Source organism: Subtercola frigoramans (genome assembly GCF_016907385.1).
Lineage (GTDB): Bacteria > Actinomycetota > Actinomycetes > Actinomycetales > Microbacteriaceae > Subtercola > Subtercola frigoramans.
In genome coordinates, this window is sequence record NZ_JAFBBU010000001.1 from 1,826,414 (window position 1) to 1,846,277 (window position 19,864).

General features: G+C 64.4%; 15 protein-coding genes. 10 read left to right on the forward strand and 5 right to left on the reverse strand.

All coding sequences use genetic code 11. The features are described from left to right. Together JOE66_RS08620 and JOE66_RS08625 are read left to right on the forward strand one after the other, a co-directional pair. Positions 1-1,284, forward strand: a complete 1,284-nt coding sequence (locus JOE66_RS08620) for a MurT ligase domain-containing protein (RefSeq protein WP_205108554.1) — start codon at positions 1-3, stop codon at positions 1,282-1,284. Next, entirely contained in the window at positions 1,281-2,093 is an 813-nt protein-coding gene (locus JOE66_RS08625; protein ID WP_307827123.1) for a glutamine amidotransferase, read from the forward strand. The genes JOE66_RS08620 and JOE66_RS08625 overlap by 4 nt, the downstream gene beginning before the upstream one ends. Positions 2,094-2,312: 219 nt before the next feature. Here the strand turns inward: JOE66_RS08625 and JOE66_RS08630 are convergent, their stop codons facing one another. Further along, the gene (locus JOE66_RS08630) at positions 2,313-4,394 is read right to left on the reverse strand and encodes a DNA gyrase/topoisomerase IV subunit B (RefSeq protein ID WP_205108556.1); all 2,082 of its coding nucleotides are present in this window, start codon (positions 4,392-4,394) and stop codon (positions 2,313-2,315) included. A 232-nt stretch (positions 4,395-4,626) separates the two neighbouring features. On the opposite strand from JOE66_RS08630, the gene JOE66_RS08635 reads away from it, so the two are divergent. Then, the gene (locus JOE66_RS08635) at positions 4,627-4,863 is read left to right on the forward strand and encodes a DUF7455 domain-containing protein (protein ID WP_205108558.1); all 237 of its coding nucleotides are present in this window, start codon (positions 4,627-4,629) and stop codon (positions 4,861-4,863) included. A 146-nt stretch (positions 4,864-5,009) separates the two neighbouring features. Here JOE66_RS08635 and JOE66_RS08640 read toward each other — a convergent pair whose 3' ends face one another. After that, positions 5,010-7,523, reverse strand: a complete 2,514-nt coding sequence (locus JOE66_RS08640) for a DNA gyrase/topoisomerase IV subunit A (protein WP_205108561.1) — start codon at positions 7,521-7,523, stop codon at positions 5,010-5,012. A gap of 65 nt (positions 7,524-7,588) precedes the next feature. Here JOE66_RS08640 and JOE66_RS08645 point away from each other — a divergent pair, with 65 nt between their 5' ends. Next, positions 7,589-8,734 (forward strand): alkaline phosphatase family protein, encoded by a 1,146-nt coding sequence (locus JOE66_RS08645; RefSeq protein ID WP_205108563.1) that lies wholly within the window; start codon positions 7,589-7,591, stop codon positions 8,732-8,734. Between the two features lie 108 nt (positions 8,735-8,842). Here JOE66_RS08645 and JOE66_RS08650 read toward each other — a convergent pair whose 3' ends face one another. Further along, positions 8,843-9,871, reverse strand: a complete 1,029-nt coding sequence (locus JOE66_RS08650) for a hypothetical protein (protein WP_205108565.1) — start codon at positions 9,869-9,871, stop codon at positions 8,843-8,845. A gap of 90 nt (positions 9,872-9,961) precedes the next feature. Continuing rightward, positions 9,962-11,251 (reverse strand): septation protein SepH, encoded by a 1,290-nt coding sequence (sepH, locus tag JOE66_RS08655; RefSeq protein ID WP_205108567.1) that lies wholly within the window; start codon positions 11,249-11,251, stop codon positions 9,962-9,964. Positions 11,252-11,453: 202 nt separating this feature from the next. Here sepH and JOE66_RS08660 point away from each other — a divergent pair, with 202 nt between their 5' ends. Continuing rightward, positions 11,454-11,747, forward strand: a complete 294-nt coding sequence (locus JOE66_RS08660) for a DUF4193 domain-containing protein (RefSeq protein WP_205108569.1) — start codon at positions 11,454-11,456, stop codon at positions 11,745-11,747. 10 nt (positions 11,748-11,757) lie between these two features. On the opposite strand, the gene JOE66_RS08665 is transcribed toward JOE66_RS08660, so the two are convergent. Continuing rightward, positions 11,758-12,213 carry a DUF3093 domain-containing protein gene (locus JOE66_RS08665; RefSeq protein WP_205108571.1) on the reverse strand — a complete coding sequence of 152 codons (456 nt, stop codon included), beginning with the start codon at positions 12,211-12,213 and terminating at the stop codon, positions 11,758-11,760. A gap of 51 nt (positions 12,214-12,264) precedes the next feature. Between JOE66_RS08665 and dut the strand changes: the two genes are divergently transcribed. The 5 genes from dut (at position 12,265) to acnA (ending at position 19,664) form a co-directional block, all read left to right on the forward strand. Next, the gene (gene dut, locus JOE66_RS08670) at positions 12,265-12,702 is read left to right on the forward strand and encodes a dUTP diphosphatase (protein WP_205108573.1); all 438 of its coding nucleotides are present in this window, start codon (positions 12,265-12,267) and stop codon (positions 12,700-12,702) included. Between the two features lie 100 nt (positions 12,703-12,802). Then, on the forward strand, positions 12,803-13,399 hold the full coding sequence (locus JOE66_RS08675) for a DUF3710 domain-containing protein (RefSeq protein ID WP_307827285.1): 597 nt from the start codon (positions 12,803-12,805) through the stop codon (positions 13,397-13,399). A gap of 194 nt (positions 13,400-13,593) precedes the next feature. Then, entirely contained in the window at positions 13,594-14,214 is a 621-nt protein-coding gene (locus tag JOE66_RS08680) for a DUF3159 domain-containing protein (RefSeq protein ID WP_307827124.1), read from the forward strand. 49 nt (positions 14,215-14,263) lie between these two features. Continuing rightward, on the forward strand, positions 14,264-16,660 hold the full coding sequence (locus JOE66_RS08685; RefSeq protein WP_205108579.1) for an HAD-IC family P-type ATPase: 2,397 nt from the start codon (positions 14,264-14,266) through the stop codon (positions 16,658-16,660). Between the two features lie 178 nt (positions 16,661-16,838). Further along, a complete protein-coding gene (gene acnA, locus JOE66_RS08690) occupies positions 16,839-19,664 on the forward strand; it encodes an aconitate hydratase AcnA (protein WP_205108581.1) in 2,826 nt (941 codons plus the stop codon). Positions 19,665-19,864: the final 200 nt, after the last annotated feature.

Consider the following 19,864-nt stretch of genomic DNA (forward strand, 5'->3'; position numbering starts at 1 on the left):
TTGAGTCTTCGCACCACGACGGCCGTTCTTGTCGGCCGGGCGGTCCGGCTCGCCGCCCGGGCGCGCGGCGGCGGTTCGGCCATCCCAGGCACGATCGCACTGAAGATCGCTCCGCGCTTTCTCGAAGACACGATCTCGCGCATCCCGCTCGGTGTTGTGGCGGTTTCGGGTTCGAACGGTAAGTCGACGACCACGAACATGCTGGCGGCGATCCTGCGCGAGCACGGGCTGAAGGTCTTCACCAACCCGTCTGGTGGCAACCTGCCGCAGGGCATCGCCTCGTCTGTTCTCTCGAGTGTTTCGGTGACCGGCGTGCTCGATGCTGATATCGCAATTCTCGAGGTCGATGAGGGTTACGGACCCAAGATCGCGAAGATGCTGAAGCCGACGACAGTGCTGCTGCTGAACATCCAGATCGACCAGCTCAACAGGTACCACGAGCCCGAACGAGTCGTCAGGATGCTCGAAGAAGTGGCCGGCACTGCCACCCGGGCGCTTGTGCTCAACCGGGACGACAATCACCTCGTGGACCTCGATTCTCGCCTCAGCGGCTCTCGTGAGGTCACGTTCTTCGGCGCAGCTCCCGAACTCATCGCTGCTTCCGCTCACGGAGTCGCCTCAGCGGACCGGTTCGGCAACGACAGCGTGCGGGCCGGTGATCGTGAAGCCGAGGTGACGGTGACCGACCTCGGTGAGAGCCAGGCCGTTCTGGCGATCGACGGGCGAGACGTGGCAGTGAGGCTGCCCGCCAGGGGCCTGCACTACGCACTCGACGCCGCCGGCGCTGCCGCCACCGCCAAGGCGATCCTCGGAGATCGCTTCCACCCGGGACTCGTGACAGCGGCACTCAACGGCCTCACGACGGTCTACGGCCGGGGCGAGCTGCTGCACGTGGGCAATGAAGCCATCGAGATCATCATGATGAAGAATCCGGCGAGCCTCCAACTGAACCTCGATTCGCTCGAAGCGGCCCCCGAACAGGTCTTCATGGCGGTGGACGAGGGAACACCCGATCCCTCGTGGATCTACGACATCGACCTCAGCAGGCTCGACCACGTCGACGTCATCACCGGCTCGAAAGCGTGGCAGTTCGCTGTGCGGTTCGGCTACGCCGGGATTCCGGTCGGAGCCGTCGAACTCGACGTGCGTTCGGCGATCAAACAGTTCCTCGCTCTTCCACGGCCGGGCACCGGTAGAAAGACGATGATCCTGAACTACGAGCAGATGATGCTCATTCGCAAGATCCTCGGTTTCAAAGAGCTCGAAGGCGGAGGCAAGTCGTGACCGGATTGCGAATTGCCCACCTCTTTCCGCGCACACTGGGCATGAACGGCGAGAGCGGCAACGTCGACATTCTGCGCTTCCGCGCCGAATCACGCGGCCTCACCGTCGTGGTCGACCGGATTGAGCACGGCGACGTCATCTCGCCCGAGACCGACCTGGTATTCGTTGGCAGCGGGCCGGTCTCAGCGCTGATCGAGACCGAGCCGTGGATCGACGATGTGTCGCCCGCGCTGCATACGCTGGCTGCAGCCGACGTACCCTTTCTTGCCGTCGGTGGTGGATTCCAGCTGCTCGGCGAATGGGTCCGGCTCGCCGATGGGCGGGAGCTCGAAGGTGCCGGAGTGTTTCCGGTGACGACGACGGTCGCGGGGGAGCGCGTGGTGGGTGACTTCGTCATCGAGTCCCGTCTCGGTGTACTCGTCGGCTTCGAGAACCGCGGTTCATACATCGACATCGGCTCGGCCGCACCCATCGGGCACGTCATCTACGGTCGCGGCAATGTCGCGGCAACCGGGCCTGGCGCGAGTGCAGGCGCTGCGGCCGTTGCCGCATCAGGCGCCAACGTGGCGGGCACACTTCTCGTGGCGCCCGACCAGCGCGTCGAAGGCTACTGGGTCGGCAACCTCATCGGCACCCACCTCCATGGCCCAGTGTTGGCCAACAATCCGGCTCTGGCCGACTGGCTTCTCGCGGCTGCGCTCGCGCGACGCGAAGAGACACTGCCAGAGGCGACGGCCGAGCTCGACGAGATCGATCGCCGGGCATCCGAAGCTCGCAGTACGATCGCGGCAGCACCCCTCAGCGAGTAGGGTCAGATCGACCAATCGTCGGCCCTCGTTCCATCCGAGCTGCATAGTGCGTTGATGTGAACGAGGGCCGACGATTGCGTGATCGCCAGCGCGACAGCCAGCGCCGACGAAGCTGTGCTTCGTCGGTTCGCTAGGTGTCGATGCGCGCGCTGGAGCTATGGCGATTGCACAGCAATCGAGCGACAGCCAGCGCCGACGAAGCTGTGCTTCGTCGGTTCGCTAGGTGTCGATGCGTTCACGCGACAGCCCCGAGCTGCCGGCGATGATGAACTCCTTGCGTGGTGCGACATCGTCGCCCATCAGGAGCTCGAAGGTGCGCTCGGCGGCCTGGGCATCGGTGACACGCACGCGGCGGAGCATTCGGTGTCGCTTGTCCATCGTGGTCAACGCGAGCTGGTCGGCATCCATCTCGCCAAGGCCCTTGTAGCGCTGGATCGGATCCTGATAGCGCTTGTTCGTTCGCTTCAGCCCGGCAAGCACGCCCTGCAACTCGGTCTCGGAATAGGTGTAGATCGTCTCGTTCGGCTTCGTGCCCGGGTTCATGACGACCACCCGATGAAGGGGAGGTACGGCCGCGAACACGCGCCCGGCATCGATCATGGGCCGCATGTAGCGGAAGAACAGGGTCAGAAGCAAGGTGCGAATGTGTGCACCATCGACGTCGGCGTCGCTCATCAGGATGATCTTGCCATACCTGGCAGAATCGAGATCGAACGAGCGGCCCGACCCTGCGCCGAGCACCTGGATGATCGAAGCACACTCGCTGTTCGAGAGCATGTCGGAGACCGACGCCTTCTGAACGTTCAGGATCTTGCCGCGAATGGGCAGCAGAGCCTGGAATTCGCTGTTTCGGGCCAGTTTTGCCGTACCAAGCGCCGAGTCACCCTCGACGATGAACAGTTCACTCGAGACCACATCGCTGCTGCGACAGTCCACGAGCTTTGCCGGCAACGAAGAGCTCTCGAGCGCATTCTTTCGGCGCTGCGTCTCTTTGTGAGCGCGAGCTGAGATGCGGGACTTCATCTCGGCGACGACCTTGTCGAGCACCAGGGCGGTCTGGGTCTTGTCATCGCGCTTCGGTGACGAGAACCTCTCCGAGAGCGACTTCGTCACGACAGAGGTGACGATGTTGCGAACGGCAGGCGTTCCGAGGATCTCCTTCGTCTGGCCCTCGAACTGCGGCTCCGGCAACCGAACGGTCAAAACCGCCGTGAGACCTGCGAGAACGTCTTCTTTGTCGAGCTTGTCGTTGCCGACCTTCAACCGGCGCGCGTTGGCTTCAACGGTGGTACGCAGGAAGCGGAGCAGCCCTGCCTCGAAACCGGCGAGGTGCGTACCACCCTTCGGCGTGGAGATGATATTGACGAATGTCTTGACCGTCGTCTCGTACCCCGTTCCCCACCGCAGGGCGACATCGACGGTGCAGTCCCGGGTGAGCTCGGTGGGCACCATCGCCCCGGCCTCGCTGAGCACGGGAACGGTCTCGGTGAAGCTGCCATCACCCGTCAGGCGCCAGGTGTCGGTGAGCGGGGCATCCGGTGCCAGAAAATCGACGAATTCGGCTAGACCCCCCTCGTAGCTGAACGATTCGTGGAGGGTCTCGGCGCCACGGTTGTCGGTGATGTCGAGCGAGAGCCCCGACACGAGGAACGCGGTCTGGCGCGCTCGGTCGACGAGCTCATCGGTCTGGAACTGCGTGGACTCGGTGAAGATCTGTGGGTCGGCCCAGTACCTGATGCGGGTACCTGTCACTCCGCGGGCCACTTTGCCGACGACACGCAGTTCACTCTTGTTCTCGAACGGCGTGAACTTCGACGAGGGAGTTGGTGCACCGGTATCGGCGAAATTGCCCGGCTCACCGCGGTGGAACGACATCGCCCAGGTCTTGCCGTCGCGGTCGACCTCGACGTCGAGCCGCTCCGACAGCGCGTTCACCACCGAGGCGCCGACGCCGTGCAACCCGCCGGAGGCAGCGTACGACCCCGAACCGAACTTGCCGCCGGCGTGCAGTTTGGTGAAGACGACCTCGACGCCTGAGAGACCCGTGCGCGGCTCGATGTCGACCGGAATGCCGCGTGCCCTGTCACGCACCTCGACGCTGTTGTCAGGGTGCAGGATGATCGAGATCTCGTTGCCGTGGCCACCGAGTGCCTCGTCGACCGAGTTGTCGATGATCTCCCAGAGGCAGTGCATGAGCCCGCGTGGCCCGGTCGAACCGATGTACATACCCGGGCGCTTGCGAACAGCTTCGAGACCCTCGAGAACCGACAGGTGCCTGGCCGAGTAGTCAGATGATGCCACAGAGTTGCCCTTCGTGATGGGTGCCCGACGTGGGCGACGAGTGTGGTCCACGGCTTCTCACCCAACCACCAACCCTACTTTCGGGCAGTGACATCAGGGGTATCGACACCCGAAAGCGAGTGTGCCGTACGCGCACAGCGAAACACAGACGAATGTAACCTAGTGGGAACATACTCATGCTTGTATTGGTTACACAGATTGTCTGAGGTACGAACCCGTGAGGAGCCAGAAGATGCAAACAATTGCAACAGAGACCAGCGTGGTGGGCGATCTCGAAGTGAGCCGCCAGCTGACCGGTGCAGACCGCTGCGACAGCTGTGGTGCACAGGCCTACGTCCGTGTCGAGATGGCCAGCGGTGAACTCCTGTTCTGCGCGCACCACGGTCGCGAGGTCCACGCCAAACTGTTCCCCATCGCCAAGAGCTGGCACGACGAGTCGGCCCGACTCCTCGAAGACCACCGCTCGTAGTAAGAACTACGCACGCCTGAAGAGCGGCGCCGCGCATCTCCGGATGCTCGGCGCCGCTCTTTCGTCTTCTGCGGTTTCGATACGGCGTGCTTCGCTCGCCTACTCAACCAGCGGTCGGCTCAATCAGCGGTCAGCCCAATCAGCGGTCAGCTGAGCGAAACGGTGAAGCCGATCGAACCGACAGCGGCAGCCAGGGGGGTGCCAGACGCATCGCGTTTCGCGCCTGCATCGGGAAGAGCTCGTACCGCTCCGTCGGCGGCCACTGCGAGGGCTGGAGCTGGGCCGACCCAGGCGAGTTGGAGTGAATCCTCTCCCTTGACGAAGCGATGGGCGCGCACTCCACCGGTGGCGCGGCCCTTCGACGGGAACTCGCTGAATGAGGAGACCTTGGCCGACCCGGTGTCAGTACCGGGGAGCACACCGGAACTGCCCGCAACGGTTGCGACCACGATCCCTGCCTCGCCGTCTGCATCGGCACCTGAATCGTCTTCAGCTCCGGCACGGGGTATGACTGCTGAGAACGCGATGACCGTCGCCCCGCCCGACAGGCTCATGCCGGCCATCCCCCCGGCCAGGCGCCCCTGCGGGCGAACACTGGCCGCTGGGTAGTGCAGCAGCTGGGCATCCGACGCCACGAACACGAGGTTCGACGACTCCGGCGCCTGCTCTGCACCGACGACCTCGTCGCCGGGCTTCAGCGTGATGAGTTCGAAGTCCGGCTTGTTCGGCCAGTCGCCGGGCGTCACGCGTTTCACGACCCCCTGTTTCGTGCCGAGGGCGATCGGGGTGCCGGAGGTGAGCGAGACGAGGGCGACAACGCGTTCGCGCTTGGCGTCAACGGTGAGGTAGTCGGAGATTCGCACCCCGGCGGCGAGCTGGATCGACGCTGAGGGGGCCGACGGCAGGTCAAGGACCGACATGCGGATGACACGGCCCAGGTTCGTGACGGCGCCGATCTCCGTGCGGGTCGTGGTGAGCACGGTGGAACGAACGGCGTCGTGTTTGCTCCGCCTCGCGTGAGCCGCAGCATCCGGAGCCTGTTCGCCGTCGTTCGGCAGGTCGACCCGGAGCGCCCTGCCAGTCGTGCTGAGGAACACACGGCACGGCGTGTCAGCGAGTTCGAGCGAGGGCAGACTGCTGCCTCGAGCCGCAGCGGGTGCCGCCGCCCTGGCTTCGGTGAGCATCGTGCGGCGGGGTGTGCCGAGCTTGTCGGCGACGTCGTCGAGTTCCTCTGAGACGGTCTGACGGATGAGCGCCTTGCTGGCGAGGAGCGCTTCGAGCTGCTCGATCTCGCGGCGGAGCTGGTCGCGTTCGGCCTCGAGTTCGATGCGCGAGAACTTCGTCAGGCGCCGAAGGCGCAGCTCGAGGATGTAGTCGGCCTGCAGCGCATCGAGGTCGAAAACGTCGATCAGCCGAACCCGCGCCTGCTCGGTGTCGTCGCTGTTGCGAATCACCTGGATGACCTCGTCGATGTCGAGGATGGCGATGAGCAGACCCAGCACGAGGTGCAGTCGATCGCGTCGTTTGGCGAGCCGGAACTGCGTGCGCCGGGTGGTCACCTCGATGCGGTGGTCGATGTAGACCTGCAACAGTTCTCTGAGCCCGAGCGTCTGGGGCTGGCCGCCGACCAGCGCGACGTTGTTGATGTTGAACGAGTCTTCGAGCGGCGTGAGCTTGTACAGCTGCTCGAGCACCGCCTCGGGGCTGAACCCGGTCTTGATGCCGATGACGAGCCGCAGGCCGTTCGTGCGGTCGGTGAGGTCGGTGACGTCGGAGATGCCCTGCAGCTTCTTCGAGTTCACGCCGTCTTTGATCTTCGAGATGACCTTCTCGGCGCCGACGAGATAGGGCAGCTCGGTCACGACGAGACCCACCTTGCGGGCAGTCAGCGTCTCGACGCTGACCTTCGCCCGCGTCTTGAACGCCCCTCGCCCGGTCGTGTAGGCATCGCGGATGCCCGCCAGACCCACGATCGTTCCGCCCCCCGGCAGGTCGGGGCCGGGGATGAACGACATCAGGTCATCGACTGTCGCATCGGGGTGCGTGATCAGGTAGCGGGCACCCGAGACCACTTCGATGAGGTTGTGCGGGGCCATGTTCGTGGCCATACCGACGGCGATGCCGCTTGCGCCGTTCACCAGCAGGTTGGGGTAGGCCGCCGGCAGTACGTCGGGCTGGGTGAGCTGGTTGTCATAGTTGGGCACGAAGTCGACGACGTCTTCGTCGAGCCCGTCGGTCATGAGCAGCGCTGCCGGTGCGAGACGGGCCTCGGTGTATCTCGAGGCGGCCGGGCCGTCGTCGAGTGAACCGAAGTTGCCGTGGCCATCGATGAGGGGGAGCCGCAACGTCCAGCTCTGCGCCAGTCGAACCATGGCGTCGTAGATCGATGCGTCGCCGTGCGGGTGCAGCTTTCCCATCACCTCGCCGACCACGCGGGCAGACTTGACGTGCCCCCGGTCGGGGCGGAGCCCCATCTCGCTCATCTGGAAGAGAATGCGGCGTTGCACGGGCTTCATGCCGTCCCGGGCATCCGGTAGCGCCCGCGAGTAGATCACCGAATAGGCGTATTCGAGGAACGACCCCTGCATTTCGCTCGAGACGTCGATGTCTTCGATATTCTCGACGATCGGAGCTTCGGGTTCGGGGGTTCTGGGCGTCATTCCTGCAGTTTCATCGAGGGGAGTGAGTCGCCTTCGGCCGGCACGATTGTGTCAGACTGGGCGCAATGCCCCCCATGCTACCGGCCCTCGATCGGGCTGCCCTTCACCTCACAGACGTGTTGCCGAGTTGCCTTGCCGCGCTGTCGGGGTCGGCCAATCGCCTGGAGCTCCCGCCGGTCGAACGAGCGGTGGTCGTGCTGGTCGACGGTCTCGGCGCTTCGTCGCTGCGGGCGAGTGCCGGGCATGCACGCCATCTCGCCGCGAAGCTCACGAAGAGGGCGCGACTGGTGAGCGGCTTCCCGACGACCACGGCAGTGGCGCTGGCATCACTGACGACAGGCGTCTCTCCGGGTGTTCACGGACTCGTCGGCTACACCGCGCTCGTGCCGGCCGCAGACGCCGTGCTGAACCAGCTCACCGGCTGGGGAGCCCAGATGCGGCCGGCCGAGTGGCAGTCGCAGCCGACCGTCTTCGAGCAGGCGACCGCGACGGGTGTGGAGTGCACGGTCGTCGGTGCTGCGCGCTACGAGAACAGCGGCTTCACCGAGGCGGTGCTGCGCGGGGCCGCCTACATCGCCGGCAAGAGCATCGCCGAACGGTTCACCGCAGCGCGGGCTGTGCTCGATCGTGGTGGGCGTGGTTTGGTCTATCTCTATGTTCCTGAACTCGACATGGCCGCCCACGCTTTCGGCTGGCAGTCAGACAAGTGGCGGGCGGCGCTCGAAACCGTTGACGCCGAGACACACAACTTCGCCGAGAACCTGCGCAAGGGCGAAGGGATGCTGTTGACCGCCGACCACGGAATGCTCGACATTCCGCTCACCTCCCACGTACTCATCGATGCCGACCCTGCGCTGGTGGCTGGCGTCAGGCACGTCGCGGGAGACCCTCGATGCCTGCAACTGCACCTCGAACCTTCACTCGGCGAATCGGAACGAGACGCGCTCCTCGAGGCGTGGCGGGTCGCCGAGGGGGAGAGGGCGTGGGTCGTGACCCGCGACGAGGCGATCGAGGAGGGATGGTTCGGCGAGGTGCTGCCGGGCATCCGCTCGCGAATCGGCGACATTATGGTGGCCGCGCGCAAGAACGTGGCGTACTACGACTCGCGCCGTACGCCGGTCGCCAAACGCACCATGATCGGCCAGCACGGCTCGTGGAGTGACGACGAGCTGATCGTGCCGCTGCTGCGCTTCGGAGCCTTCGACCGTTAGTGCTCAGGGCTCGACTCGGCGAACAGAATGCCGACGCCCACGCAGGGCGCCGGCAGTCTGGTCGCCGAGTCAGCGCTGAAACTCGGGCTCAGGCTCGGGTGCGGCTTGTCAGCTCGCAGGCGCTACATGGATCGTCACCGTCACAGGATTGCTGTGTGACGAATGTGGGCCGCCCAGGGACGAATCGGCCTGCCTGGTGAGCGTCACCGTTCCCTTGTTCTCCGGATCGAACAGCGACAAGAGAGATGTTCCCGCCTCTGTCGTGCAGATGACGCCGGTGAGCGGTGTCGACGTACCACCGACGGGCACCTGAGGTGTCTGACCATCGAGCTCCGTGCACACGGGGGAGGCTGGCACGACAGCGATGACCGAGGACGTGGTGACCGCAGTCTGGCTGTCTACTCGAGCGGTCACCCCTGAGAGGAGCCCCGAGACCGTGAAGTGCAGTGAGAGCGATCGGGTTTCGCCCGCGTTCATGTAGGGAACGAGATACTCGAGCACATGCGAGTCGAGAGAACTCTCCGGCACCCATCCGGTTGGCACCGACGCCTCAGATGCGTGACTGAGCCCGTCGACGGTGAGTCTCACGAGTGCGGCGCCGGCTTTGGTCGCCTGGAGGGTTACTCCGTACGTGACGGCACCGCCGAGTCCGACGACCTTACCGGGGGCGGCGAAGCTCGTCACGGTCATCGCTCCAGGGGCCTGCAGGATGCTCGATGGATCGCCTGTCGACAAGAAGTGGGTACTCGTCCCGATGAAGCCACCCGTTGTCCTGTTGTACCAGCGCACGGGGCCTTGAATGTCCTGGAGTCGCCCAGAACTGGGGTGGTACGTTTCGATCGCCACCGCCCTCACCTGATCGTATTCGGCAGTGACAATGACAGCAGGCAGCCCGTTGAAATCGATGGGGAACCCGTATTCGGTCGTGGTGGCCAGCAATGTTCCCCGATTGGCCTCCGATGAAAGGTCGAAGATACTCGGGTTGATCTTGCCTTTGACAGGGCTGACTTTCGGGTCGAGAGTGCAGTCAAGCAGGGTGTCTGCCGAGCTGCAGGCATATCCGTACGTTGACTTCGGAAAGAGCACGGGATCGTTCAGAAGGCCGAACAGTCCACCGTCCTTCGGATCGAAGTACAACGATTTGTCGTAGAACCTCGGATCCTCGAGCCAGCCGCCGCCGCCGAGACTGACAGATCTCTGGCGGTGCAGGAGAGACCCCTGCGAGGGCTAACCCAGGTCGTCGTCTGAGCGCGCGCCGAAGACGATCTCGTCCCAGCTCGGCATCGCCGTGCGACTTGCGCGCTTTCGCCCGGCCGAGGCGGCAGTGGCCGTTGGCGGGGTCTGGTTCGTCGGCGCGTCGTCTGTCGGAACTTCCAGGCCGTCGAGGGCGATCTCGCCCGTTTCCGGGTTCACACCAGTCGCGGCAGCCGATTTGCCGGAGAAGCCATTGAACGGCGAAAGCCTGGCCATGGGGCGGGTTTCACCCTCGAGAGCATCTGGAGCGTCAACGAGGTCGAAGTCGTCGGAGGCGTCGACCAGGAACGAGGCGGATTCGCGCTCCCCCCGGCGCCGCCGGAGGGCTTCGAGGAGATCGGCAGTCTCGTTGTGTGCTGCAGGGCGCTCGGCGGCACGGTTCACCGCGGCCGCCGAGGCCGCCGCAGACGATTCGCTCGAGCTGCGCGCGAACGGCGTCGGTTCGACCAGAACCGCAGGCACCCCGGCCACGGATGCCCCGGTTGCCGGCATGTTGCCGATCGTCGCGGTCTCACGCGTGGTGGAGGGATCTGAGTCGAGGGCGGAGTCGAGCTCGTCGAAGCTCAGACCGTCACTCTGCCTCACGTCTCGTTCATGCCTCGTTCCGTCTGCTCGGTCTCTGCCGCCCGCACTCCTGTCGACGGAGCTCCTGTCGACCACCCGAAGGCGAGGAATGAGGCCGTCGGAGATCTCACCCTGCTGAGAGAGCGTGACCGCCCCGGAGTTCAGGGGCACCAGGGTATGCCGCTTCACATCGAACTGCCACCGGGCGTCGTGGTCGATTGTCGAAGCCGTGAAGGTGAGCTTGACGATCCAGCCCGCCTCCTCTTTCCAGCTCGCCCAGCGAAGGTCGACGGCTTCGAGCCCCGCGAGGCGTTCTTCGATGACGTCACCGAATGTCGAGGCCTGGTCGTCACTGAGAGGATCGCTCCGCAGGGGGTCGACACTCGAAGCGATCTTCACGGGAACCCGAAGCGCGGAACTCACGATGTGGAGTCGTTCAGCGAGCACCGGTCCTTCGAAGCGCTCGACGTACTCGAGAGTGGCTCCTGTGGCCCTGGCGACGTCTTCAGCGCTCATTCCGGCCCGGATCTGGGACTGGATCTCACGCGGCGAGACTTTGACACCGGCAGTCGGCGTGGTCGTGCTCTGTCGCAGGCGCGACTGGAGCACCTCGTCGATGGCGACGCGGTACCGCTCACCGGTTTCGGAGGTGACGAGAAGGGCCCCGTTTTCGATTCCGATGACTGTTAGATCCTGCATGGTGAAAGTCCCCGTCTTGGTCTGGAGTTGCCTGCAAGGATGCCATGACAATCGTCCCGCGGTCGGGAATGTTCAGGGCGTGCCGTAAGTTGCTACGGGCGAGGAGTGTGAGCCGCAGAAGCGCGGTTTGCTATTCCCCTTGGAATGATGCAAACTAACGCCGCCGATTTTGTTTCAGCTGGCGTATGAGAAGTGGATAAGCATGGCAACCGATTACGACGCTCCGCGCAAGACCGACGACGATTCAGATTCCATTGAGGCGCTGAAAGAACGCGTCCCCGACAAGATGTCTGGTGTTGTAGATGTCGATGACGCCGACAACCCCGGTGGGTTCGAACTCCCGGGTGCAGATCTCTCCGACCTCGACCTCGACGTCGTGGTCCTGCCCCCCCAGGCAGACGAATTCACCTGCGTGAACTGCTTCCTGGTGAAGCACCGCTCACAGATCGACCACCAGACGAAGCTGGGCCCGGTCTGCATCGAATGTGAAATGTAAGTAAGCAGTCCTACTGACCAGCGAGCTCGTGGTTCGCCCTTTCGAGGGCGGCCACGAGCTCGTTCGGGTTTCGGGTCGAAACCAGCCAGTAGGGCACAGGGTCCTGCGGGTCATGCACCCACACCTTGACGACAGGCTGGATCCAACCACGGATGCACAGCCACGCTCGTGCGTCGAGCTTCTGCCCCCGTGCAAGCGTCGCGGCGCTGCCTGTGAAGGCTTCTGGTTCACCGAGGAGTGAGACCGGAATCCTGGCCTTGCCGGCCCGGAAGACACCGTTCTCGATTTCGACGACGGGCGAGAGCACGAGCAGCGCCGTCACGCTGCCGCCGTAGAGCACGATCGCGCAGATGATGCCGGCAAGCATGTTGATGGGTGCGAACACGAGGATGCTCGCCGGCACCAGCAACACCAAGTAGATGTACACCCGGGCTGAGGGGTTCAGTCTTTCTCGATACGTCGACATACCTCTATTCGATCAGAGTTTCGGTTGGGAAATCTGCACTACCCTCGACTCGTGACAGAAAGCATCGAAGTACTCATCAAAGCTGAGCACATTCCCAGCTACGCGCACCCCGGAGACGCTGGAGCCGACCTGCGGTCAGCCGAGGCCCTCACACTGGCTCCAGGGCAACGACACACCGTCGCCACGGGCGTGTCGATCGCGCTGCCTGACGGGTTCGTCGCGTTCGTGGTCCCGCGCAGCGGGCTGGCGAGCAAGCACGGCATCACGATCGTCAACTCCCCGGGAACAGTGGATGCAGGGTATCGGGGCGAGATCAGGGTCGCTCTTCTGAATACTGACACCAGCGTGCCGTACGATATCGCCGTCGGCGACAGAATCGCCCAGCTGATCGTGATGCCTGTGAGTCGGGCCACCTTCGTGCCGGTCGATGAGTTGCCGTCGAGTGACCGAGGAGCCGGTGGCTTCGGGTCAACCGGAAAAAATGACTGATACTGAGGACGTTCTCGCTGTGACTGACAAAAACGAATCGATCGGAACCGATCTCGACGGGAGTGACCTTCAGGAGCTCTCCCTCGAAGAAACGTCTCCCGTGGCGCAGGACACCAAGTCGGCTCCGGAGAACCGCGCCGACGAAGGCCCCTTCGACGCCGACGAAGCGAACCCGGCGAGGCCGTATGTCGACCTCGGAGGTGTCAAAATCCTTCCGCGTGAAGGCCTGCAGCTCCGACTCGAGGTTGAAGAGGGCACGAATCGCGTCGTCGCAGTAGGGCTCGACTTCGCTGGCTCCACCCTGCAGGTCCAGGCCTTCGCAGCCCCCCGTTCCACGGGACTCTGGCACGACATCCGGGGTCAGATCCGCGAACAGATCGCCGCCCAGGGAGGCACCCTCACCGAGCAGGAAGGCGTGTTCGGGCCCGAACTCATCGCCGAGGTCCCTGCCACCGCGCCTGACGGCACGACGGTGACCCGGCTCGCCCGCTTCATCGGTGTCGACGGGCCGCGGTGGTTCCTGCGGGGTGTGATCGCCGGCGAAGCAATGGTGAGCGACGATTCCCGGGCGGCCGTGGAAGAGCTCTTCCGCAGCGTCGTCGTGGTTCGGGGCGGCTCGCCGATGCCACCGCGCGACCTGATTCCCCTCACCATCCCCAAGACATCGGCAACTCCGAACGCCTCGACCACGCTGTAGCGGCACATCCGATGACAGACCAGGAACCGCCACGCTACGGTGAACGAACCACCGGCGAGCCGCAGGGCCCGCTCCAGCCACGGACCCCAGATTCAGACCACGACGCAGATGGGCAAGTGCCAGGGGCCGGCGACAAGCCGTTATCGTTCAGCGACGCCTTTGCTGCCGCAGCACGCCGTTCAGGAATAGGACAGGTGACTCCCGGTGAGACGCCGACGGCGAATTCGCTTCTGCGGGCGATGGGCGGAGTACGCGGTCTGATCGAGTCGATCCTGCCGGGCTTGGCATTTCTGGTGATCTACACGTTCACGAGAGACCTGACTCCGAGTGTGATCGCGCCCGTCGCGGTTTCGCTCGTGTTCATTCTGGCTCGTGCTGTGACGCGAAGCGCCGTCATGCCTGCTGTCGTGGGTCTGCTCGGGGTGGCCGTTTCAGCGGCCCTCGCCCTGTTCACGGGGCGCGCGGAAGACAATTTCCTGCCGGGCCTGGTCATCAACGGCGTATCACTCGTCGTCCTGCTGGGGTCGATTGCCGCGCGCTGGCCGCTCATCGGACTGATTGTGGGAGTGCTCACCGGCGATGCCACCGGGTGGAAGAGCGACCCCGCCAAATTCAGGGTCGTGCTGATTGCGACCTGGTGCTGGGTCGGTCTCTTCGCCATTCGGCTCGGAGTCGAACTGCCGTTGTATCTGGCCGGTAGCGCCGAGGCTCTCGGGTCGATGAAGCTCCTGCTCGGCATCCCGTTGTACGCAGGAATGCTCTGGGTCACCTGGCTGCTCGTCCGGGCCGCATTCGGCCACCAGAAGAAGCAGTAGTCGCCGGGCGACGCCCCAGGCGACGAGAATCACCGGAACGGATCCGACAGTGGCTTTCGATCCAGGATTGACCAGTGCCGAAGTCCTCGAGCGTGAGCGCGACGGCCAGGCGAACGTCACCCACGCACCGACCTCCCGTTCACTTCGGAGCATCTTCGCCGAGAACGTCTTCACGTTCTTCAACGGGATTCTGACCGTCTGTTTCATCGCCGTCATTCTGCTCGGCGACCTGCGCGATGGATTCTTCTACGGCGTGGTCGTCTTCAACGCGCTCATCGGTATCGTGCAGGAGCTGAGGGCCAAACGGGCACTGGACCGGCTTGCTCTGCTGGCGGCCCCCGAGACGGCTGTGCGTCGCGATGGAGAACTGCAGATCATCCGGCCGGAAGAGGTTGTGCTGGGAGATCTGATCATCGTGCGCCCGGGCGACCAGGTCACGGCAGACGCCGAAGTGCTCGTCACGACGGCACTCTTCGTCGATGAGTCACTGTTGACGGGTGAATCCGACCCGATCGCGAAGAAACCGGGCGACCAGCTGATGTCGGGGTCACTGGTGTCGTCGGGCACCGCAGAGGCCCGCGTGACGGCAGTAGGGGCGGACTCGTACGCGAGCAAGCTGACAGCGGAGATCAAGAGGCACAGTCTCGTGCATTCGGAGCTGCGGGCGGCGACGAACCGCATCCTGGTTTACCTGTCGTGGATCCTCGTTCCGATGATCATCATCATCGGTTTTGGCCGGATTGCCACGTACGGTGGCTTTGCAGCGCTGGCGAACCCGGCTGACCAGAGCTGGCGTCTTGCCCTCATCGACGCTGTTGCGGGTGTCGTCGGCATCATTCCCGAAGGGCTCGTGCTGCTAACCAGCCTGGCCTTCGGGGTCGCCGCCATCTCGCTCACCCGGCAGAAGGTGCTGGTCCAGGAGCTCGCGGCCGTCGAGGTGCTCGCGAGGGTGGATGCGCTGTGCCTCGACAAGACCGGCACGCTCACCACGGGTGCGATCGGATTCCACGGCCTCGAGAACCTGCCCGCCGACACGGGCGACCTCGACGACTGCCGGGTCGCCCTCGCCGCGTTGGCAACCGACGAGGCCGGCAACTCGACCTCGCGCGCACTGGCGAATCGCTTCGAGCTCGGTGACGCGATCGCAGGGGAGCGGCTGGCGTTCAGCTCGCAGCGCGCCTTCAGTGCCGTGCGGCTCTCGCAGGCGGCGTCTGGGCCCGGTCTGCCCGACAACGGTGTCACGTGGCTGCTGGGGGCTCCCGAGAAGCTGTTGGCCGGGCATCCGGAGGCCCTGAAGGCGGCCAACACGTTCGCGTCGAGCGGGCGCAGAACCCTCGTTCTCGCGCGCACGGCCTCTCTGCCGACCCATTTCGTCGACAACCCCGATGCGGTTGCCTCCTGCTCACCGGCGTGCTTTGTGATCTTCGAAGAGACGGTACGGCCTGACGCGCGTGAAACGCTCGACTACTTCGCCGCAGAGGGAGTGCGGGTCATCGTTCTGTCGGGAGACAACCCGCGTACCGTCAGTGCCATCGCCCGAAAGCTCGGCCTGGGTGAGACAGCGATCGACGCGAGCCTGCTCCTCAGCGACGACGAATTGACGGCCGCCCTGGCGGAGTCGAACGTCTTCGGGCGCGTGTCGCCGGCGCAGAAGCAGACCGTGGTTGCGCTGCTCCAGGGCCAGGGTCGTTCGGTGGCGATGACGGGTGACGGCGTGAATGACGCGATGGCCATCAAGAACGCCGACCTCGGCATCGCAATGGGCAATGCGACCCCTGCTACCAGGGCCGTCTCACGTATCGTGCTGCTCGACAGCCGATTCGACCGGATGCCCGAGGTGCTGATGCTCGGCCGGCGGGTCATCGCCAACGTCGAGCGTGTCTCGAACCTGTTCCTTTCGAAGACGGTCTACGGGATCGTGCTGGCCCTGTTCACCGCTGCCTTCGCCTGGGAATTCCCCTTCCTGCCGCGACAGTTGACGCTGGTCTCCGTGCTCGCGATCGGTGTGCCGTCGTTCTTTCTCGCGCTAGCTCCGAACCGGCGGCGGTATCGTCACGGAATCCTCCCGCGGGTACTGAAGTTCTCCCTGCCGACAGGCATCATCGCGGCAACCGCCTGCCTCGTGGCGTTCGCCCCGATTCGGGAGGCGCTGCCGCAGCGTGAAGCCCGCAGCCTCGCCACCATCGCCCTGTTCATCGTGTCGCTGTGGATCGTCTCGGTGCTCGCTCGCCCTCTGTCGAGACAGCGCATTGCGCTGGTGCTCTCGGTGTCGCTCGCCTTCGTATTGGCGTACCTGCTGCCCTTCACCCGGGACTTCTTCCTGCTGGAGGTGTCGCTGTCTCCGTGGCTCTTCTACGTGGTGGGAGTGGGAATCGCCGGCGCCTGCGGAATAGAGATCTACTACCGCTTCGCCAAGCGACAGGGGCTCGTGGTCGACCGGGAGTGAGAGACGCGCGCGTTCGGAGTTGGTGTGAACGATCATCCGGCGCGCGTGGTGCTAAAGTTATCTTGATGTCAAGATACTTTGTGAAGCACGAGGGGGCCGAATCCGGTTAGGTTAGCCTTCCTAGCCACGGGTATCTCGAGCGCAGAAGATTGACGTAGTCAGCAAAGGAGAGACGAACGTGAGTGCAGTCAACAGTTTTGGGTCGAAAGACACCCTGCAGGTGGGGGACAAGTCCTATGAGGTCTTCCGCCTCGACACCGTTCCGGGGTACGAGAAGCTCCCGTTCAGCCTGAAAGTCCTGCTCGAGAACCTCCTTCGCACCGAAGACGGCGCGAACATCACGGCCGAGCACATCAAAGCCCTCGGCGGCTGGGTTCCCACTGCCGAACCCGACACCGAGATCCAGTTCACGCCTGCCCGTGTCGTGATGCAGGACTTCACCGGCGTTCCGTGCATCGTCGACCTCGCAACGATGCGTGAGGCCGTGGGAGAACTCGGCGGCGACCCCACCAAGATCAACCCGCTCGCACCGGCAGAACTGGTCATCGACCATTCGGTGATCGCCGATCTGTTCGGTACCGAGAACGCCCTCGAGCGCAACGTCGAGATCGAGTACGAGCGCAACGGTGAGCGCTACCAGTTCCTCCGCTGGGGCCAGACCGCATTCGACGACTTCAAGGTCGTACCGCCGGGAACCGGCATCGTGCACCAGGTCAACATCGAGTACCTGGCCCGCGTCATCTTCACGCGTGAGGTCGGTGGTGTGCTTCGCGCCTACCCCGACACCTGCGTCGGCACCGATTCGCACACCACCATGGTCAACGGCCTGGGCGTGCTCGGCTGGGGCGTCGGTGGCATCGAGGCAGAGGCTGCCATGCTCGGCCAGCCCGTCTCCATGCTCATCCCGAAGGTCGTCGGCTTCAAGCTGAGCGGTTCGATTCCCGCAGGCGTCACCGCGACCGACGTCGTTCTGACCATCACCCAAATGGTGCGCAAGCACGGCGTCGTGGGCAAGTTCGTCGAATTCTACGGCGAAGGCGTCACCGCTGTGCCGCTGGCCAACCGGGCAACCATCGGCAACATGAGCCCCGAGTTCGGCTCGACGGCCGCCATGTTCCCGATCGATGACATCACCCTGGACTACCTGCGCCTCACTGGCCGCAGCGAGGAACAGGTCGCCCTCGTCGAGGCCTACGCCAAGCTGCAGACGCTCTGGCACGACCCCTCGGTCGAGCCGGCCTTCAGCGAGTACCTCGAACTCGACCTCGGCACTGTCGTGCCGTCGATCGCCGGCCCGAAGCGCCCGCAGGACCGGGTCGAGCTCAGTCACGCGAAGTCGCAGTTCGAGCAGGACCTGAACGACTACGCCACACAGGATCTCTCCCGCGTCGACGCTTCGCTCGACGGCTCGTTCCCGGCCTCCGACCCGAACGGCTTCACCGCGCAAGACGAGGACTCGGCCCACGAGCTCTCGCACTCGCACGTCAGCCACGCACCGTCGACGGTCTCGGCGCCCACGAAGGTCACGACCCCAGCGGGCCTGAACTACACGCTCGACCACGGAGCCGTCGCGGTCGCCGCGATCACCTCCTGCACCAACACCTCCAACCCGAGTGTGATGCTCGCGGCCGGCCTCCTCGCACGCAACGCCGTGAAGAAGGGCCTCACCTCGAAGCCGTGGGTCAAGACCACCCTCGCACCGGGTTCCAAAGTCGTCACCGACTACTACGCCAAAGCAGGGTTGACCGCTGACCTCGAAGCCCTCGGCTTCTACACGGTGGGTTATGGATGCACCGTGTGCATCGGCAACACCGGCCCTCTCATCGAAGAGGTCACCGACGCGATCAACAAGAACGATCTCGCCGTCACCGCAGTGCTCTCGGGCAACCGCAACTTCGAGGGTCGCATCAGCCCCGACGTGAAGATGAACTACCTGGCGTCGCCGCCGCTCGTGATCGCCTACGCGCTTGCCGGCTCGATGAACTTCGACTTCGAGACCGACTCGCTCGGCACCGGCAACGACGGCGCCGAGGTCTACCTCCGCGACATCTGGCCCGACGCTGCAGAAGTGCAGAGCACGATCGACACCTCGATCAACACCGAGATGTTCACGCACGAGTACTCGAGCGTCTTCGACGGTGACGAGCGCTGGCGTTCACTGCCCACGCCGACCGGACCCACCTTCGAGTGGGATGCCCAATCCACGTATGTGCGGAAGCCCCCGTACTTCGACGGCATGACCATCGAGACCACGCCGGTGGCCTCGATCAGCGGTGCCCGCGTTCTCGCGAAGCTCGGCGATTCGGTCACCACCGACCACATCAGCCCCGCCGGCAACATCAAGGCCGACAGCCCCGCCGGCAAGTACCTCGATGCGCATGGTGTCGACCGCAAGGACTACAACTCCTACGGATCGCGGCGTGGCAACCACGAGATCATGATTCGCGGCACATTCGCGAACATCCGACTGCGCAACCAGCTCCTCGACAATGTCGAAGGCGGTTACACGCGTGACTTCACGCAACCGGATGCCCCACAGTCGTTCATCTACGACGCCAGCGAGAACTACCAGGCCGCGGGCATCCCGCTGGTCATCCTCGGCGGCAAGGAGTACGGTTCAGGTTCGTCTCGTGACTGGGCGGCAAAGGGCACCTCGCTGCTCGGCGTCAAGGCTGTCATCACCGAGAGCTTCGAGCGGATCCATCGCTCGAACCTCATCGGTATGGGCGTTCTGCCGCTGCAGTTCCCTGCGGGTGAATCGTGGGCGTCGCTCGGGCTCGACGGCACAGAGGTCATCAGCATCTCGGGCGTCGAAGAGCTGAACGAGGGCCGCACACCGAAGACCCTGCACGTCACCGCTGTTCCGAGCGAGAACTCGCCGTCGGGCAAGGCGACCGTCGAGTTCGACGCCGTGCTGCGCATCGACACGCCCGGCGAAGCGGACTACTACCGCAACGGCGGCATTCTGCAGTACGTGCTGCGTTCGCTGGTCACCGCCGCGTAGAACCACCTGTTCGCCGGTTGAGTGGCGGAGCGTATCGAAACCCCCACGCACCAGGGTTTCGATACGCGTCACACTGCGCCGCTTCTCAACCATCGATGCCCCACTCCCAGTTTTCGTGCACCTTCGGGGCGCGACAGGGGGTGGGGCATCGTGCGTTGTTGTCAAGTTGGATGCGCCGCTTCGAAGGTTCACACGAACCA

Bases quoted from the DNA above. Each gene is read 5' to 3' on its own strand.
- sepH (WP_205108567.1), bottom strand. From the start codon at position 11,251: ATGCAGGATCTAACAGTCATCGGAATCGAAAACGGGGCCCTTCTCGTC.
- JOE66_RS08660 (WP_205108569.1), top strand. From the start codon at position 11,454: ATGGCAACCGATTACGACGCTCCGCGCAAGACCGACGACGATTCAGAT.
- JOE66_RS08665 (WP_205108571.1), bottom strand. From the start codon at position 12,213: ATGTCGACGTATCGAGAAAGACTGAACCCCTCAGCCCGGGTGTACATC.
- JOE66_RS08645 (WP_205108563.1), top strand. From the start codon at position 7,589: ATGCCCCCCATGCTACCGGCCCTCGATCGGGCTGCCCTTCACCTCACA.
- JOE66_RS08640 (WP_205108561.1), bottom strand. From the start codon at position 7,523: ATGACGCCCAGAACCCCCGAACCCGAAGCTCCGATCGTCGAGAATATC.
- JOE66_RS08635 (WP_205108558.1), top strand. From the start codon at position 4,627: ATGCAAACAATTGCAACAGAGACCAGCGTGGTGGGCGATCTCGAAGTG.